The sequence below is a fragment of the Microcoleus sp. Pol12B4 genome, from assembly GCF_036701385.1.
Classification (GTDB): Bacteria; Cyanobacteriota; Cyanobacteriia; order Cyanobacteriales; family Microcoleaceae; genus Microcoleus.
In genome coordinates, this window is the sequence record NZ_JAUBQR010000145.1 from 1 (window position 1) to 17,239 (window position 17,239).

19 protein-coding genes are annotated in these 17,239 nt (G+C 44.5%); 5 read left to right on the forward strand and 14 right to left on the reverse strand.

The window, feature by feature from the left end:
* Positions 1-301 precede the first annotated feature (301 nt).
* Together QUA38_RS19185 and cysK are read left to right on the forward strand one after the other, a co-directional pair.
* Positions 302-739, forward strand: a complete 438-nt coding sequence (locus tag QUA38_RS19185) for an Rrf2 family transcriptional regulator (protein WP_333164511.1) — start codon at positions 302-304, stop codon at positions 737-739.
* A gap of 18 nt (positions 740-757) precedes the next feature.
* A complete protein-coding gene (gene cysK / locus QUA38_RS19190) occupies positions 758-1,738 on the forward strand; it encodes a cysteine synthase A (RefSeq protein WP_333164513.1) in 981 nt (326 codons plus the stop codon).
* Positions 1,739-1,877: 139 nt separating this feature from the next.
* Here the strand turns inward: cysK and QUA38_RS19195 are convergent, their stop codons facing one another.
* The 9 genes from QUA38_RS19195 to QUA38_RS19235 all read right to left on the reverse strand — a co-directional run bounded on the left by QUA38_RS19195 (position 1,878) and on the right by QUA38_RS19235 (position 9,250).
* Positions 1,878-2,672: a sulfite exporter TauE/SafE family protein gene (locus QUA38_RS19195; RefSeq protein ID WP_333164515.1), complete on the reverse strand. Its 795-nt coding sequence runs from the start codon at positions 2,670-2,672 to the stop codon at positions 1,878-1,880.
* A gap of 303 nt (positions 2,673-2,975) precedes the next feature.
* Positions 2,976-3,479 (reverse strand): hypothetical protein, encoded by a 504-nt coding sequence (locus QUA38_RS19200; RefSeq protein WP_333164518.1) that lies wholly within the window; start codon positions 3,477-3,479, stop codon positions 2,976-2,978.
* Between the two features lie 172 nt (positions 3,480-3,651).
* Positions 3,652-3,888 (reverse strand): hypothetical protein, encoded by a 237-nt coding sequence (locus QUA38_RS19205; RefSeq protein WP_333164520.1) that lies wholly within the window; start codon positions 3,886-3,888, stop codon positions 3,652-3,654.
* Positions 3,889-3,907: 19 nt separating this feature from the next.
* A complete protein-coding gene (locus QUA38_RS19210; RefSeq protein WP_333164522.1) occupies positions 3,908-4,354 on the reverse strand; it encodes a DUF202 domain-containing protein in 447 nt (148 codons plus the stop codon).
* A 15-nt stretch (positions 4,355-4,369) separates the two neighbouring features.
* The gene (locus QUA38_RS19215; protein WP_333164524.1) at positions 4,370-4,792 is read right to left on the reverse strand and encodes a DUF202 domain-containing protein; all 423 of its coding nucleotides are present in this window, start codon (positions 4,790-4,792) and stop codon (positions 4,370-4,372) included.
* 149 nt (positions 4,793-4,941) lie between these two features.
* On the reverse strand, positions 4,942-5,607 hold the full coding sequence (locus tag QUA38_RS19220) for a hypothetical protein (protein WP_333164527.1): 666 nt from the start codon (positions 5,605-5,607) through the stop codon (positions 4,942-4,944).
* 539 nt (positions 5,608-6,146) lie between these two features.
* Positions 6,147-6,809 (reverse strand): cadmium resistance transporter, encoded by a 663-nt coding sequence (locus QUA38_RS19225; protein ID WP_333164530.1) that lies wholly within the window; start codon positions 6,807-6,809, stop codon positions 6,147-6,149.
* 20 nt (positions 6,810-6,829) lie between these two features.
* The gene (locus QUA38_RS19230) at positions 6,830-7,534 is read right to left on the reverse strand and encodes a cadmium resistance transporter (RefSeq protein WP_333164531.1); all 705 of its coding nucleotides are present in this window, start codon (positions 7,532-7,534) and stop codon (positions 6,830-6,832) included.
* Positions 7,535-7,747: 213 nt separating this feature from the next.
* A complete protein-coding gene (locus QUA38_RS19235; RefSeq protein WP_333164533.1) occupies positions 7,748-9,250 on the reverse strand; it encodes an APC family permease in 1,503 nt (500 codons plus the stop codon).
* A 387-nt stretch (positions 9,251-9,637) separates the two neighbouring features.
* Between QUA38_RS19235 and QUA38_RS19240 the strand changes: the two genes are divergently transcribed.
* Positions 9,638-10,552: a LysR substrate-binding domain-containing protein gene (locus QUA38_RS19240; protein WP_333164535.1), complete on the forward strand. Its 915-nt coding sequence runs from the start codon at positions 9,638-9,640 to the stop codon at positions 10,550-10,552.
* Between the two features lie 136 nt (positions 10,553-10,688).
* Here QUA38_RS19240 and QUA38_RS19245 read toward each other — a convergent pair whose 3' ends face one another.
* Complete coding sequence (locus QUA38_RS19245; protein WP_445305079.1) at positions 10,689-11,534, reverse strand: prohibitin family protein; 846 nt, start codon at positions 11,532-11,534, stop codon at positions 10,689-10,691.
* A 56-nt stretch (positions 11,535-11,590) separates the two neighbouring features.
* The gene (locus QUA38_RS19250) at positions 11,591-12,793 is read right to left on the reverse strand and encodes an EAL domain-containing response regulator (protein ID WP_333164539.1); all 1,203 of its coding nucleotides are present in this window, start codon (positions 12,791-12,793) and stop codon (positions 11,591-11,593) included.
* Between the two features lie 420 nt (positions 12,794-13,213).
* Between QUA38_RS19250 and QUA38_RS19255 the strand changes: the two genes are divergently transcribed.
* On the forward strand, positions 13,214-13,729 hold the full coding sequence (locus QUA38_RS19255; RefSeq protein ID WP_333164541.1) for a heme-binding protein: 516 nt from the start codon (positions 13,214-13,216) through the stop codon (positions 13,727-13,729).
* Here QUA38_RS19255 and QUA38_RS19260 read toward each other — a convergent pair.
* From QUA38_RS19260 to QUA38_RS19270, 3 genes are all read right to left on the reverse strand, one after another.
* Entirely contained in the window at positions 13,716-14,132 is a 417-nt protein-coding gene (locus QUA38_RS19260) for a secondary thiamine-phosphate synthase enzyme YjbQ (RefSeq protein ID WP_333164543.1), read from the reverse strand. The genes QUA38_RS19255 and QUA38_RS19260 overlap by 14 nt on opposite strands.
* A gap of 96 nt (positions 14,133-14,228) precedes the next feature.
* A complete protein-coding gene (locus QUA38_RS19265) occupies positions 14,229-15,329 on the reverse strand; it encodes a glycosyl transferase (RefSeq protein ID WP_333164551.1) in 1,101 nt (366 codons plus the stop codon).
* 271 nt (positions 15,330-15,600) lie between these two features.
* Positions 15,601-16,614 (reverse strand): hypothetical protein, encoded by a 1,014-nt coding sequence (locus QUA38_RS19270; RefSeq protein WP_333164545.1) that lies wholly within the window; start codon positions 16,612-16,614, stop codon positions 15,601-15,603.
* 122 nt (positions 16,615-16,736) lie between these two features.
* Here QUA38_RS19270 and QUA38_RS19275 point away from each other — a divergent pair.
* On the forward strand, positions 16,737-17,239 hold a 503-nt coding region (locus tag QUA38_RS19275), incomplete at its 3' end, for a hypothetical protein (protein WP_333164548.1).

Sequence of the window (17,239 nt, forward strand, 5' to 3'; positions counted from 1 at the left end):
ATTTGAGACTTTCGGGATCTACCCGCTTTTGGGTATTCCCAAGACGGTGCAAAGGGCGGAACCAAGAAGGGGCAAGCTTTCCACCCACCCTGTACCCCCACGCCGAGCATCAGGCAGTTTCCGCCCCTGTGCCCGTGTTGCTCGTAATACCGACAGTGCCGACAGCTTAAACTTACATTGACGTTGCTCACGGGATTTCTCTAACCGTTTTTGTAATAAAAATATATTAACACCTATATGCCTACCGGAATTATGTACTATAATACAATGTACAATTTAAACTCGATCGCCAGTGGGGAATGTGGAACTATCTTCTAGAGTAGAATATGCCCTGTTAGCGCTCTTGGAACTGGCGAGCCACCACCCGAAGGATTCGCCCCTAACAGTAAACGAACTTACTGCTTCTCAAGAGATACCGGAACGCTATCTAGACCAAATTCTTGCCGTGCTGCGGCGTGCAAGTATCGTCCAGAGTCTGCGGGGCGCTAAAGGCGGTTATTTGCTGGCAAAAGAGCCTTGGCAGATTACTTTGCTAGAGGTGTTTTCGACACTCGAAGGCGACGGCAGCGGCCCGACTCAAAAAGTTTCGGAATCTGTAACAATAGAAAAAACTGCGGTGCTAGAAATCTGGCAGGAAGCTCAACAGGCATCTTGGGCTGTTTTGGGCAAATACACATTACAAGATTTGTGCGAACAGCGGGATGTTCGCAAACAAGCACATCCCATGTACTACATTTAAAGGGAGAGAAATTAAGCCATGAGAATTGCTAAGGATGTTACAGGAATAATTGGCAGAACTCCTTTAGTTCAGCTGAATAAAATTCCCCAAGCCGAAGGAGTAGTTGCTCAAATTGTGGCCAAATTGGAAGGGATGAATCCGGCTGCTTCGGTGAAAGATCGGATTGCGGCGAGCATGATTCAGGCGGCAGAAGATGCGGGGCTAATTCAACCGGGGAAAACTATTTTAGTTGAACCGACTTCAGGCAATACTGGAATAGCTTTGGCAATGATCGCGGCGGCGAAAGGCTACAGTCTGATTTTAACAATGCCGGATACGATGAGTTTAGAGCGCCGATCGATGTTAAAAGCTTACGGAGCTCGGTTGGAATTAACTCCGGGACATGAAGGGATGTTAAGCGCGATCGCCCGTGCGGAAGAAATTGTAGAAGAAACCCCCGATGCTTTCATGCTGCAACAGTTTCGCAACCCCGCTAATCCGAAAATTCACCGGGCAACCACGGCCGAGGAAATTTGGGAAGATACAGAAGGTAAAGTAGATTTTTTAGTGGCTGGAGTTGGCACCGGTGGTACGATTACGGGAGTTGCTGAGGTAATTAAACAGCGGAAACCGAGTTTTAGGGCGATCGCAGTTGAACCAGCCACCAGCGCCGTGCTTTCTGGAGGTAAATCTGGTGCTCACAAAATTCAAGGAATTGGTGCAGGATTCATCCCGGAAGTGTTGAAACCAGAGTTAATTGATGAGGTGATTGCAGTTAGCGACGAAGATGCGATCGCCTACAGCCGCCGACTAGCTAGAGAAGAAGGATTGTTGTCAGGAATCTCAGCAGGCGCGGCTTTGTTTGCAGCAATTCAAGTCGGCAAGCGTCCCGAAAATGCAGGAAAATTGATAGTTTTTGTGCAGCCTTCTTATGGCGAACGCTACCTCAGTACAGCCTTGTTCAAAGATTTAGAATTGCCGACAGTCAGCGAACTCGAAGCATTAGTCAGCAATTATTAATACGTAGTAGGGGCGCTCGTCATTACTGCGACATTGCTATTAGTTTAACCCGAAAGACTGGCAGGGAATTAATTCCCTGCCGGAGTGCACCGAAAGCGTATATTTGTTGACAGCAATACTCCTGACCTTACCCTACTTTTTAGACTTGATACAATTTCCAACTAGCCATCGCCAACATTCCGTAAATCGCAAACTTTAGCGGGCGTTGAGGCATAATTTGGCAGAATTTAGCCCCTACCAAAACTCCCGGCACCGAACCCAACCAAATTGGCACAACTAAACCCCAGTTTACTGTTCCGAGGCTGAGGTGTCCCAGAGATGTAAACATCAATAAAATTGCCGCCTGCGAAATATCTGTCCCCACCAATTTAGAAGTATCCAGGCGGAAAAAAGCAATCAGCAACAGTGCAAACATCGAACCGGAAGACACGCTAGTGATTCCCACTATGCAGCCTAAAATTGCTGCTGCACTCACAGTACAAATACGACCATAATTAGTATTTAAGTCCCATTCAGGGGGCGAAGGCAATTTAAAATTAGGGAAAAATGTTTTCACCGCTAATTGGATCAGCGATAAAGCGACAATTAGGGCGATCGCTACTCCAAGAACGCGCAGCAATATGCTGTCTAAGTCCTGAATTGCGCTGGATTTGATGCAGTGTAAAATCCACACCCCAGTCAGCGAACCGGGCACGCTGCCCAAAGCTAGCCACTTAACTACTTGCAAGTCTAGGGTTTTTTGCTGCCAGTGTTTAAAGCCGCCAACAACTTTCATCAATGTAGCAGCTACGACATCCGAACTAATAGCAATTGATGCCGGAACCTGGAAAACAAAAATTAACATTGGGGTGATGAGCGACGCTCCACCAACTCCGGTCAAACCAACGATAATGCCAACAAAAAAGCTGAGAAAGGATAGTAGTAAGTAGTTCACGGTTATGCCCAAAAACTGTGTATTTAAGCGCTGCCAACCAACAAATAGAAAACTTGGGCGGCTACTGCCACACAGCAACACAGGCAAAATATTACTCGCATTTAAATATTCTTTACCAAAAATTTTGCTCTTCAACGCTTATCTTTTTTAGCGTGTTTAGCTACAATATTTTAGGTTAAATTCAGTAAATGCCATTAAAAAAACCTACAATAAATGTAGTGTAAAAGCTCCCTGATTTTATTATATTTACCTGTGTAACTGATTAAAAACCCTCGATTAATTGATGGGTTTATGTTCTGCCTTTTACCTTAAAGTGACTATCGTCATAGGTAAAACAGAGCTGAGGTTAACCGACTCTTTGCCGGCAAATAAATCTGGAGTATCGAGAACATTAAAATGAATCAAGGCCACAAGGACAATGGTGAAGGCGGTTGAGGAAACTAAACCCGTCAATAACTCTTTTTTGAGGTTTTTTTCCTTGGGTTTGTCTGTAAAAACATCTACAGCCCCGAATTGCATCAACAGAATTCCAACAATATTGGAAAGCCAGTAGCCGACAATTGTGCCAGGAAACAGTAAATCTGGGGAAAGCCCACTACAGATATACCCAAAGGCGTAGGCAATTGGCAGATTGAAAAATATGTCGTTCCACCAACACAGCGGTGATAGCAAATATCCAATTCCCAGAAGTAACCCGCCTCTGATTTTTTTAAACCAGACTTCCTTAAAGCCCTTAGCTTGTGGCAACTGTTGGGTCAGTTGTCCTGCAAGCCGATACTCTTGACTGACTTTTTTAGCGTTTTCCACGTTAATATCTCATAACTCGATCGACTTACAGTAGTTTAGCAGCAAAGCTGAGTTATGTCTAGTAAGTCAATCGAGTTACCGTATTTTATTGTCGATCGCCTCAATCTACTTTCTTTCGGTTACAAAAATATCGATGAGGGAGAGGTTGTTGAGAATGCTGGCTGGTGTCTGTTTAGGCTGAGATCGAGAAATTGAAAGCTTCAGGCAAATGCTTGACAGTTTGCCAAAGATATGCTAAATCAATGCCCCAGTAATATTGCAGGTAAACGAGCAAAAGCCCGATCGCGACTGTCACGCCGAGCAATTTAGGGACTATTTTCGCGACAGTCTCTAGCACTACGAATGCTGCCCAGATAGCAGCACCTAAGATGAGAATGGAAGCACTCGTGGCAACGATATCGCTGTTCATGATTAACTCCTGTTGACAATCAATCGGGTATTACAAAACTACTTGGGCTCAGGGCGGTTGCCAAAATCGAATAAATTACTCCAATTCCCAATAAGCCCACAGCGAAACTGAAAAATAAAACCATGGCGTCTGGGGGATTGTACGTATCGTGGTCAATTTGGTGGCGAACGGTGAAGTAGTGCACAGTTGAGATTAAGACTGTCGTCCAACCTATTAGACAGAAGATTAATCCCAACTTCCACCCCATCGCCTGGCGGTACTGTACGGGCATTTGCACGACGCGAAGTCGGATGATGACGACGCCAAAAGCCATGAGGGCGATCGCGGCCCGCATCCAGGCTAAGAAGGTGCGCTCATTTGCCGATCGATCGATCACCCGCGACAGATTGGGCTGCTTTGGTGTCTCATCATCTACTTGCATCGGTTTGAACGATAATTGCACGCGATCGAACTCTTTAATCTTCATCTTAAACGGTCACCATTATTCAGGTGCCATCAAACCTTCTAAGCTAGAAGGAACGGTGAACATATAATAAATTACCCCAGCCCCTAGGATGGCGATCGCCAGACTGAAAAGAATTACCCAGCGATCCGTAGGTTCATAAGTATCGTAATCGATATCGTGACGGACGCCAAAGTAGTGCTTAGTTGAGAATAACACCGTCAGCAAACCGACTGCTGAAAAAAGCAAACCCAACTTCCAGCCATTGCCGGGAGTTGGGAGTAGAGGGGCATGAAAGGTCCGAAGACGCACGATAACTACGCCAAAACCCATCAGCGATATTGCTGTGCGCATCCATGCTAAATAAGTGCGCTCGTTTGCTAAGTGATCCCGCACCCGCGACGGATTTGGTCGCTTAGTCTTTTCTGTATTTACTTTCGTGGATTTCCAATTTAATAGCATAGATAAACCTTTTAAATTTAACGCCAAATTAAGAATAGAAACCGATATATTTTCGCGGGTACGATTATCCGCCGGGTTCGATACCGGCGGAATTGTGCGTTGGACGATCTGATCTTTACACCGCCGATCGCATTACAAGTTCACCAAAACTAATCATTTTCCTCAGTAGGTGCGTTGGGAACTTGTGTATCTATGTAAGCCTGAGTCACATCAGGAACAAACCAATTCGCATCCCCAGACTGGAAAACTTTAGCAGTAGGAACGTTGAATTCTACAGCCCCCGTATCGGGGTTAGCTCTCGCTACAACTTGAGTTCCGTCAACTATCTTAACAGCTAGACCGCCCGTCAATTCTTCTGAAGGTTGATCGGTCGTTCTTAAATCAGTTGCTTTGATATCGCTGGGTAGATAAATTCCATCGCAATCCCATTTATGTTCAGTTGTTTGACCGTCAGCTAGAAAATAAAGGGCATTCTCGTAACTAGAAGAAGCAGCTTTTTTGCCTTTCGGGCCGTACACTGCTAGGGTTTTTCCTGTCTCGTTGCGGCACTGACCCCAAGGTTTTCCCGTTTCTAAAGTGTATTTTTGAAACTCCAATTGAGAGATTTTTTGCTGAAGTTGCTCAGGGGTATAAGTCTGGGCGATATTGGGTGCATCTTTCGCTGTCCTGAGAGTGTTCAAAGCTTGAGTCACCTCTATGTAATCGGGATTGCTCGCATATTTCGGCGTTTTTGGAGCATCGGCCCATGATGGGGGAACGAATACTAAATTGGCGGCCATTACCAACAGCACTAAAACAAATTTGAAGATTTTCACAATTTTTGTCCTTTTCTAGATTGTCAGGGTTTTTCCAACTTTATGTTTGCTTGCTATCTTAGGACTTAGGCAAAAACGATATCTCTTTAACTGGTTTGCCTGAAAAACCAAATTTTGCAGGATCTAAAAATCTGGTGGTTTAGGAGTAGACCTATTGTCAAAGTCGAGCGGCGTGGAGTAGTGGCGAAGTGTTCGGGCGATATTTTAAGGATTCCTCCTCAAGTTTTTAGCTGAGTTGGATTCACCACTACAGTATTATTGAAATGAAAGGTGTATTCTTGCCTAAGTCTGGCAATTGGCTAGCTCACAAGATGGCTTGAACTTTCGTAAAAATTCGAGGCTAAATTAGTTTGAAGCTGCTTTTAGCTCGGTCAATTAGTTCATTACTAACTTAGCATACTTGGTGATATATGGCAAGTAATTTAGACACAATTTTAAGTAAACAATTGGTAAGGTAAAAATGATGAGTTAGAAATTATGAATTCCGGAAAAATTATCTACCTATAGAGGGATGGAAGTTTCGGAAGCTGGGCTAATTTCTAGTTAGAGTGAAAGGCCGGAAGCAGCCGATAACTACCACTTTCAATCAGAATGAATATTCCCAAACCAATCAATACAAAAGGGACAACAGCCTTGGTATAGCGAGTCAAAATATGAGCTATCGCCCTTTGGCGAGTTAATCGGTAAGCGACATAAGACCAAACACCTACCATCACCGAGAAAACCGCCAAAATTACCACCAAGCTCGGCAAATCGCTGCTAGCAAACAGCGGCAAATAAATGCCGATGTTGTCTCCCCCGTTGGCCACTGTTACCGCAGCCACATTCAAAGTTTGGGGATTGAAAAGATTGGCGAGTTTTGACAGCACAGATGAGTTAGATTGACGGTTAAATTCGCCAGATACGGCTTGTACGTCATTTTCCTCATTTTCTCTCTTGACTAAGTGACTGATGCCGATCGCGATCGGAACCAAACCCAGCAAGCCAATCCAAGCTTTCGGCACAATTAAACCGCCAAAAAAACCGGGCAAACTAGCAGCGATGAGTGCTGCAAATCCGAGGTACTTACCGACAAAGATATGCCGGGGACGGAAAGTATCATTTACCTGGGCGAAGAACAGCATCGAAATCACCATATCGTCGATATTGGTTGCGGCAAAAGATGTAATCCCGGCAATAATCGCTGCTGCAATCCAATTCATGTGCTGTCTCTACAATTTTTCTAAACTTCAGTTTCGCTGGCGTTACTTCTACTCATAGTTATCAAACAGAAACAGCAACCAACTAAAGATATTATACTTAAAGTTGGGCTTGCCAGAGTGCCGCTTTTCACCAGAATCGCCATTCCCAATCCGATCAAAACAAAAGGCACAAGCTGATTGCCGTAGCGAGTCAAATTATCCGCAATCGCCCGCATCTGAATTAACCGATAAGCAGCGTAGCACCAAACGCCCACCATCCCGAAAAATACAGTGAGAACCACCGCCAAACTTTCTAAAGTATTGCTAGCAAAAAGCGGCACATATATGCCGATATTGTCGCCCCCATTTGCCACCGTCACCGCTGCTACGCTGTAAGTTTGAGGAGACAGAAAACTGCTAAAAAAAGATTTCTCAGATTGCTCTAATTCTGCCTCAGCTTCCGAATCGTCAGTTTCGGAATTCAGCAAGCGGCTAAGCCCGATCGCAATTGGCAGCAAACCCAGCATTCCAATCCAATCTGGCGGAAAGATTAAGCGGCCAAAAAACCCCGGAAGGCTAACCAAAACCAGCGCAGTAAAGCCCAGAAACTGACCGAAGACGATATGCCTGCGCCGAAATACTGCATTCACCTGTGAGAAAAACAGCAGCAGAATCAGAATATCATCTAGATTCGTAGCCGTAAAAGCAGTCATGGCGGTAGAAATTGCTGTTAGTAATTCATTCATTTCTGTGTCTCCTGATATTTTTTATTTTGTTGTACTTGCTGGGATCGTATCTTCGGAACGGGCATCTTGCCCGTTCCACAAAAATTAAATTTTATTGTGGGCTGTTGCTCTGAGCAACGCCCTTGAAATGCTTATTGACAATGCTGCAATATCTCAGGAAAAACCCCGTTGCTTAAAAACTATTTCTCCAAACAGCGAACTGATAACTGCTAATCAAAAGCGATCGCTGTCAAAGGGAACGGCTTTCAATCGAACACCACCATAAATTGCATTTTCTTCCTCGAACTTGGCATGAATTGCGTCAATACCCTGTTGCATCGATCCCGTCAGTCCAGGAGAACGCAGCCGCTGCCAGAAAAACCATCCGCAAGTAGCCACCAAGTACATCAAGAACAAGTAAGGAAACGCATCGTAAGGAGCTTCTGGAGGTGGGAACATAGTGCTGCCTGGAATGCCCACGCTGCCTGCAACCGGAATCATCATAAATGCGATCGCTGCCACCGAGAATAGCACATCTCGCACGCGCAATTTACCAATTTTGTGCAGGTAAACCGGAGCAGCGATCGAAATTAAGACGTACACGGTTAAAAATCCGTAGCTGCAAATTGCCCCCAAATAACCCATACAATCGAACAGTTTGATGTTAAACATAGACATCACAGCCGGCACAAGAAATGTCAGAAATGTACACATCGTTACTGCAACGTGGGGAGTTCTATTAGATGAATGCGCTACACCTAATGAAGAGTGAAACAAACCGTGCCGCGCCATCATAAAAAACACTCTCGCTGCTGGATTGATGCTGCCAAGTACGCAAGCAAAAAAGCTAAATAAAGCGCCTAAAGCCACTAACTCTCCCAACCAGCCCATGCCCACTTGTTGCGCTAGAAAAGTCAGAGGTTCTTCAGTATTAGTAATAGAAACCCCAGTACCGCTAAAACCCAAAACCTCAATATAGGTCATCAAAATGAAGAATAAGCCTGCCATGACAGCACTGCCCATGACAGCCCTAGGGATATTTTTTAAGGGTTTTTTCGCTTCGTCGCCCAGAGATGTAGCACTTTCAAAACCAGAGAAACCAAACATTACTAAGACAAGCCCCGTCGCTATGTTCCCCGGAGTTACGCCTTCTAAAGTCAGTTGCGACATATCTAAGGCAAAACCTTTGTGCGCCCAGATGATAATTCCTAAAAGTGCGATCGCCGCCACTGATGCCCCCTCTAGCCACAGCATCGCCATAGCTGAAAGCTGGATATCTTTGTAACCTGCATACCAAGCAATGCCAGCCCCGATCGCTAACAGCGTAATCGGTGACGGATGGATGCCTAAATGACCGATGAAAGTACCCGTAAAGTTGGCAAAACCACACAAAACGGCCATCGCAGTAAATAGATAAGCCAGTACCAAACTCCAGCCGCAAATTACGCCTGCAGTCGGGCCTAGTCCTTTAACAATATAAGAGTAAAGAGAACCTGCAGAAGCCGATCGACTCGCAAATTGGTTGATATTGATGCTGACAAATACTAGGCCTATCAAGCCGATGAGAAAGCTCAGCCAAGCCCCGTTACCTGAAAGAGCGACAATTAACCCTATATTAGATGCTGGTATAGTTGTAGGTGCAATGACGGCAAAGGATTGAGCTAAAACCTCACCGAAGGAGAGGCAGTCCGGCTTTAAGCCGTGTGTACTGTGATTTTTTGGCGTTTTCTTGGTCATTTATCTTCTCTCTTTTTGTCGATCGACTTTTGGCGATCGGCTTAAACTTGTCGGTGCTGCTTCAGCATCGGGCCCTGCGTTAGAAGCTTAAGTATCACCTTAAGGCTCTTGACAGGTAGAATCAAATGTTGTTCTTTATCGAATTAATAAATACAAGTGATGCAGTGCCGTGGCAAAATAACTGTTGAAAGACGAGACCTATCTTTCGCCACCAGCCCAAACCCTTGATGTTAAAAGGAAAATGTAAACAGCGGCTGGCAACCGTGCTTTTCTGGGAATTCCAATCTGTACAATAGAGTCGAAAAGTTCAGGTCAAAGTTAAGCCGCAAAAGATTTTTATTTCAAAAAATAAGTGTATTTAGTAAAAGGTTACTCAGCATGGCCGGAATGACACTTGACCAACTGCGAGTTTTTCTAGCTGTCGCGGAACACCTGCACTTCAGCCGCGCAGCGGAGGAACTTTACATCACCCAACCTGCTGTCAGCGCGACAATCCAAAGCTTAGAGGCGCAATACGGAGTAAAACTATTTCACCGCATCGGCCGCCGCATCGAAATCACAGATGCTGGAAAGTTGCTGCAAGTTGAAACTCAGAAAATTCTCGACCAAGTTGCTTTGACTGAGAGAGGTTTGCGGGAGTTGAACGACTTGCAGCGAGGCGATTTAAAATTGGGTTGCAGTCTGACCATTGGCAATTATTGGTTGCCTGATAAACTTAGCAAGTTCAAACAGAAATATCCTGGTATTTCCGTGAATTGTACTCTGGCAAATGCCGAAGAAATTTGTGCGGGGACGGCGACGGGAACTTTTGATTTAGGTTTAGTGACGGGAGACATCAAAGCTTCGCTTAAGAACACTCTGGAGGAAGAAGTTGTAGGCAGCGAACGCTTGCTGATTGTAGTTGGCCAATCTCACCCTTGGTTTGAACGGGCAGAGGTGAGTTTAACGGAAATTGCACAAACAGACTGGGTGATGCGAGAAGCTGGTTCTGGAGTCCAGCAAATGTTGGAACAAGCTTTGCAAAGTTGGGGCATTAATCCCCATGAATTGAATGTAACTTTAGTTTTGAACAGTAGTGAAATGGTAAAAGCAGTGGTGGAAAGTGGCACAGGTGCAGCGGCTATTCCTGAATTGATGGTAAAAAAAGAAGTGCAGCTATCTACACTGCGAGCGATTAAAATTATAGATAGCCAACCAAGCTCTAATGTATGTTTTAAAATAATTAAACCTGTTTTAAAACTGAAGCACCGACAGCGTTTTCAAACTAGAATTACTAAAGCTTTTGAACAGATATTAACTTAAGGTGCTGGTAATTGGTAATTCAGGACTGCCGCACGAATACTCAAGAAGGGGATTTTTCACCCACATAAAAAGCTAAACTCCCTGTATTTTCGTAAAGAAACCCGGTTTCTGGCCACCCCTGCATCCAGGATTATAATTATCTTTCAACCAATTTCCTTAAGTCCAATAAATTTTTACCCCCATCACCCATAATCAGCGGCAATTTCCCATCCCATTTTTCTATAGCCTGCCTTTCCAAAAGTTCGGGAGTCAAATTGTCCCGCAGCAACCTTTGCACCTCGGCTTCTCCCTTGGCTAAATTCACCTTAGCCTCGGCCTGTTTTACTGCCTTTAGCGCTAAAAACTCTCCTGTTTTTGCCTCCTGTTCGGCAATTTGTTTCGCCTCCACTGCCTCGCTAAACCGCTCAGAAAAGTGAACGTGTACTAAAGAAATATCATCAACTGCAATGTGATACGTAACCAGCCTCAAGGTCAAAGAATCATCAACGGCGGCTTTAACTTCTCCCCGTTTAGTAATAATCTCTTCAGCCGTGTATTTAGCCATAACTGCTTTTAATACTTCTTCAACAGCCGGCTCTATAATGCGAGCAACAACTTCTTTTTCGTCACCTATTTGTTGAAAAATAGCATTTGCTTCTTCTGGGATAATATGCCAATTGAGTGCTACATCTGTGAAAACATCTTGTAAATCTTTTGAGGAAGCTTCAGCGGAACTTTCCTGTTTTTGTACCCTAACTGTTAAATTCTTTACAGTATAAACTGTGGGCAATATTACGTGAATTCCTTCTCCGAGTACCTGTTCTTGGACTTTCCCAAATTGCATCATTACGCCCCGTTCTCCAGCGTTGACAATGACAAAAAATTTGGACACAATAGCTAGTAAAAATATTAGTAGAGCTAGTTGAACAGCTAGGTAAAACTCCTTATTTTTTTTATTGCTTGATTTAAGTGAGTCAACGTTACTTCTTGATTCTTCCATCATATCCCACCCTGACGATCGCACTTAATTATAGAACCAAGATTGACTTAATAAATATTTTATTTTCCTGTCACCAACAACTGGGCAAAATCCGCTGCTGCCAAAGGAGGACTGAACAAATATCCTTGCATTATATCGCACTTATGGCGCCATAGAAAATCCTTTTCTGCTTCTGTTTCAACTCCTTCAGCAATTACCTCAAGACATAGACTGTGCGCCATTTCAATAATAGCTTTCACAATCGCTGCATTGGTGCAACCATCAGTGATATTGCTGATAAAACAGCGGTCTATTTTTAAAGTATCGAAGGGGTATTGCGTCAGATAGCTTAAAGAAGAATACCCAGTTCCGAAATCGTCAAGAGATATACAAACTCCCAAATTTTTCAAATGGTGCAAAGTAGCGATCGCACTTTCGGCATCTTCTACCATCAAACTTTCTGTCAGCTCTAATTCCAAACTGCTCGCTTCCAAACCAGTTTCTGCTAAAATTTGGGCAACTCTGCTGCTGAGATCAGGTTGGTGAAATTGGCGCGGCGACAGATTTACCGCTATTCGGAGCGGAAAACCAGCATTTTGCCAAAGTTGCATTTGCGTGCAAGCTGTCTGCAAAACCCACTCGCCTAACTGTACAATGAAGCCAGTTTCTTCGGCATGGGGAATAAATTCTGCGGGCGAAATCAGCCCTTTTTCTGGATGTACCCAGCGCACTAAAGCTTCTGCGCTCATAATCTTACCTGTCTGGACATTGACTTGCGGCTGATAGTAAACTTGGAATTCTTCTCGTTCCAGTGCGTTGCACAAACTGGTTTTTATGTGTTCTAATTTGTCGGCAGTATTTTCGATAAATTCGCTGCCTTGCCCTCGCAAAGTATTGTACTGTTCGGCGACAGCTTCTTGTTTTTTCAAGCGACTCGATATCGCACCCACAAGTTCAGCTTTACTAAAAGGTTTAGTCAGGTAATCATCTGCGCCCAATTCCATACCTTGCCGCATCTCAGAGCGATCGGCTTTACCAGTGAGAAAAACAAAAGGTACTGTAGCAGTAACAGGATTAGATCGCAAGGCCATCAGTACCCCATACCCGTCAAGTTCTGGCATCATCACGTCGCAAATAATCACGTCGGGAAGATTTGACACCGCCGCATATAAACCTTGCGATCCATTTTCTGCACCCGTCACGTCGAAACCTTCAGCTTTGAGGAGTTTGAGAATATTTTCCCGAATTACTTGCTCGTCCTCAATCACTAGAATCTTTTTCATACGTCATTCCCTGAAAGCAGTATAATTGATCGACGTTACTGAACGCGATAAGCGTAGCAATAACTAAGAACGCACAGCTCGATCGGCCCAACAGCCGAATATTTTCCGACACAAATAGCAAACACCTGAAAAACGCTAATTTTTCAAGCACAACTAGATTAATGTTTCTCTGCTTACTCAGTGCCGTCCGTATTATTACGAGGTTAATTAATAATCTCTAAACTAATTCTAGGCGATCGATAGTTAGCAGCGCCTTAAATAACTGCTAAACTAATTGTGCCACCTGAACGATTGTCTGCAAACAATCTCAGCCTATTTATACCAGTTGCCAAAAACCATGCAACTGCAAGCAAGTTCCAAACCCTTGCGGAGTCAGTCTTCCCCATTCTTCAATGTACAATCTAAACTTTTAAATCTCAAATGGTATTACCTACTGGATTCCCTGAACCCGCACAGATTGGGGTCATAGAAGTTAAGCAATATCCTCACTACCGCGCTGTCACCTACACCCACGCGGGCGATTTGCCACAAGCAACTGGCATCGCTTTCAATCCCTTATTTCAACACATCAGCAACAACCAAATTGCGATGACAACGCCAGTAGAAGTGCGCTACACGGAAACTTACGGGGCAATCGATGCGGTTCCCCAAGCTGAAGTTTCGTTCCTCTATCCCACACCAAATATCGCCCCCAGCAGCGTTAACTCCGCTGTAGAAGTCACGGATACTTCGCCGATGACGGTTGTCAGCATCGGTGTGCGGGGGGCCTACACTTGGGAAAGCTATGAAAATAACCTCCAGAAACTCAAAGATTGGCTTCAAGAACATCCTGAATACGAAATAGTCGGGCCGCCGCGCCGCTTTTTTTACAATTCCCCGATGACGCCCGAAGCAACTAAAATCAGCGAAGTACAAATTCCGATCAAGTGCCGCTGACGTGAACAACTAATTCGCGAATGTGACCCCGCTGGCGGTGTTCCCACAGGTAAATTCCCTGCCAAGTTCCTAACAGCAACCTGCCGCTATCGATCGGGATTTGTTCAGAAGTATGAGTCAGCGCAGTGCGAATGTGCGCCGGCATATCGTCTGGGCCTTCGGCATCGTGAATGTAGCGATCGTCCTCCGGTACCAGTTGAGCCAAAAAGTTAGCCAAATCCTTAAGTACATCCGGGTCAGCATTTTCTTGAATCACCAAACTAGCAGAAGTATGGCGCAAAAATAAACTACAAAGTCCCGTTTTAATACCTGAATTCGCCACCACATCTTCTATCTTAGGAGTGATTTTGGACAGAGATTTCCCTGTAGTTTGAATCTTGAGTATCTGTTGATAGTGATTCATTCGATTTTAGATTTTAGATTTTGGATGAGACTGATGCAAAACTCTTCTGTCGGCGGAGGTAGACTTTGTTTGTATAAGATCGATTTCTAATCGCACTTATGAAAAATAGTCTACAACAGCTTGGGCGATCGCCTCCGTACCATTTTTATCCAATTTACCCGACAAACGGGGTGGATGCAGCGGTTGTCGCAAAAACTCCCAATCCCCCTCAAAAAACTCCCTCGCCGTCAAAATTTGATGTTCCGCATAATTTTGAATCCCTTCCAGCAACACCGCAGCTTCTGCAAAACCTTCTCTCATTATAGAAACAACAGGTATTTCCAAGCGCAAAGCTTCCGCAAAAGTGCTGTATCCCGGTTTAGAAACTAAGCGCCCGCAGACAGGCATAATATCAACCGGACGAGGTAAAATCGGGAAAGATTGTGCAAACTCTTGATTTTTGACATAAATCAAATTCGGCAAATCAGGAGCTCCCGCATCAAAAGTAATAAATTGCCAGTCGCTAAATTGCTGTAAATTTTGATAAGGAATTTCCTCTAAACCCAATCCGCCGAAAGTCAACAATACAGTTTTTTCCAGCGGTGTTTCGATGCCGAATACTTCCCGAATTTTTTCGTTACTGTAGCGAGGATTGCCGCCAGTCAAGCCCACATCTTGAATATTTGGAAAAGCTGTCATCGGTTCGTGCAAAGGAAGACGAAAAAGCCGATCGCACATCCCGAAACATTCACCAATCCAATCTGCCATTTCTACAAATTCCCCGCCCCAATCTCGATAGATAAAATCCCACCCAAAATTGCTCATCATCCAGCAGGGAACCCCAGCCGCTGCCGCCATTCGCGTTACCAAAGGAGGAATATCTGCCAGCACCAAACCCACCCGATTTTGCTTGATAAAATTAACTTCGCTTGCAATTAGGGAATTTTGCTTTTTCCGAATTTCCCGCAATTTTTCCAGCGTCGCGTCTTTATCCATATTCAAACTGTCAGCTTGCACCACACCCACATCAAAAGCCCGGGGACGGTGGATAAAGTCACCGCCAATGTAACATTCTAGCAGCCAACGAGGTGCAGTTGTTGTCATAATTAGTAAAATATCTGGATTTAATTCTTGAATTTTTGCAGCTACGGAGGAGGCTCGGACAGCGTGGCCGAATCCGTGATTCGTGATGGCAATATATAATGTTGGTCGAGACATTGATAATAGGGAATTAGGAATTGGGAATTGGGAATTGGGCATCGGGCATCGGGAATTGCGAATTCGAGGTAGAGACTGGAAGGCAACAAGGCCAAGTTTCAAGCGACGCACAACCAACAATGACACAATTAATAACTAATGACTAAGCTGTTCTGCATTTAAATTCATGTCAAAAAAAATCAATTCTTGTGGGGAGTAGGGGTTGGGCGTCCCGCCCGCCCTGAATATACAATTTAAATGCGCGACAGCTTATCGAATATGCAAGAACTCATCAATCGGACGCGCCCTCAGACCAAACAGGCAATTGATTAATCTTGTCCAGGGTTATATCTACATACTTTTTACCGTCCGCCGCCAGATTTTCCCCAAAATATCCATCATCGCCGTCGTGCTTGTGAGGGCCACTCAAAGCTTCTGCATAGCGGCCTTGCAAACGAGCTTGATTGAAAGGAGAAGTGGCGTACCAGTACCAGCGACTCGGAAAAACTATGCCGCCAATATCCTCAATTGAATCGCGAGTGCCGCGAAAGTGGAAAATGCGATCGGCTTCTGCAAAACCATTTTCTCCCGAAAACACGCCCCCAACCGAAACAACCGTAATTTCGGCCTTCAGCCATTCTTTAAGATAACGAGTAGCACCTAAAGCAACTTGTGCGCCGCCGCTAGTGCCAATTAAAATAACTTTCAAAGGTTGTGGAGAATTAACTGAAATGGGAGATTGAGCATTCATCCGCTCGATAATTGCATTAGCTATTCCCTGATTGTATGCAAAGCCGTAGCGATAATCTAGAGAAATTGCAAACCTCCAGAGATTGCGAATTTTAATGAATATATTCCCCGCAATCGGCCCTTTTTTTGCCTGTTCTGCAAACCGCCAAAAAGGAGCTAGCCACCGCTCTCCTCCTAAACTTTTGTTAGAAACTGAGTAAGGAAAAACATCGCCCACTGCTACGCATTGCGGGTGACTTTTAACTAAGCGCTTCAGAAACAACTCTTCGCCCGGGGTTAATTCGTCCCCCGAAAAATCGCCAACTCCCGGTAAAAAGATGATATAGCAATTAAGTGGCGAAGACTTACGCGCTTCTAGATTGCCCTTCTTAGATGGCAATATCTCCGGTGGACTTTTCTTGATACCAAAAGTTTCGGCACTTTGATTCAGCCACCATATAACAGTCCCCACCGGCGAAAGAATGCCCCAAATTATCAAAATTACACCTGCGATGAGCAACAAATTTAAACTTCCCCCGCGCAGCCATGCAAGTATCCGCAAAATCAATCTTAGCATTTAATAAAATCTGGTAGAATGCCAATTAATTACTTAATTACCTAGAAATTGTTCGGTGATTCTGCTGTATTAGAGCTTATTTTGTAAAAGTTGTCAACTATCTTGAGGAGCAGGAGTTCAACGTGAAGGGAGAAGATTCAATTGCAGGTTTGGGGGCAACGCTTTGGAACGCACTTTCTTTGAACGGCAATTTTTACGAAAAAACTCCCTACACTGGCAGAACTAAGCGAATAGCTTTAACAATTGTAATTTTAGCTGCGCTGTCCCGCGTTTTGGGAAGTGCCGTTATTTTGTTAATCAATCGAACTGAGCTATCAGTGTTATTTTTAGCACTTTGGATAGATGGTTTGGCAATTGCGGGGGGTTACTATTTTTGGACTTTTACTATCTTTAAAATCGGGGAGTGGCTGAAACCGGGCCACGTAGCTTATAGGGAGTTGTTGGTTCCGATCGGGTTTGCCTACGCCCCACAAGTGCTGAATTTTTTAACGTTAATTCCCTTGCTGGGAGAAGGAATTGAGCGGATATTAGCTGTGTGGAGTTTGCTAGCTGTAATTGTGGCGGTTCGCCAAGGTTTGGATATTCAAACTCGCTGGGCGGTGTTAATTTGTTTTGTGGGTTGGCC